Raw genomic sequence first — 300 nt, 5'->3', positions numbered from 1 at the left:
TTTGGACAGAATGTACACTTCAGATTCGAACTTGGTGTGCGGCTTGATAGAGCCCGGCTTAGCCAGTACCTGACCACGTTCGATTTCTTCGCGTTTGATACCACGCAGCAGAACACCAACGTTCTCACCAGCACGGCCTTCGTCCAGCAGTTTGCGGAACATTTCAACGCCGGTACAGGTAGACTTAGCAGTCTCTTTGATACCAACGATTTCAACTTCTTCGCCCACTTTGATGATACCGCGCTCTACACGACCGGTAACAACGGTACCACGACCGGAGATGGAGAATACGTCTTCGAT

1 protein-coding gene is annotated in these 300 nt (G+C 50.7%); it reads right to left on the bottom strand.

Annotation, left to right across the window (positions count from 1 at the left end; all coding sequences use genetic code 11):
* A partial coding sequence (locus tag BV390_RS27430; RefSeq protein WP_255380410.1) for an EF-Tu/IF-2/RF-3 family GTPase occupies positions 1–300 on the bottom strand: 300 nt, incomplete at both ends.

It is taken from the genome of Klebsiella sp. YJ, from assembly GCF_002108615.1.
GTDB lineage: Bacteria > Pseudomonadota > Gammaproteobacteria > Enterobacterales > Enterobacteriaceae > Klebsiella > Klebsiella planticola.
The sequence above is the reverse complement of the archived record's forward strand: the minus strand, read 5'-3'. Positions and strand labels throughout refer to the sequence as shown.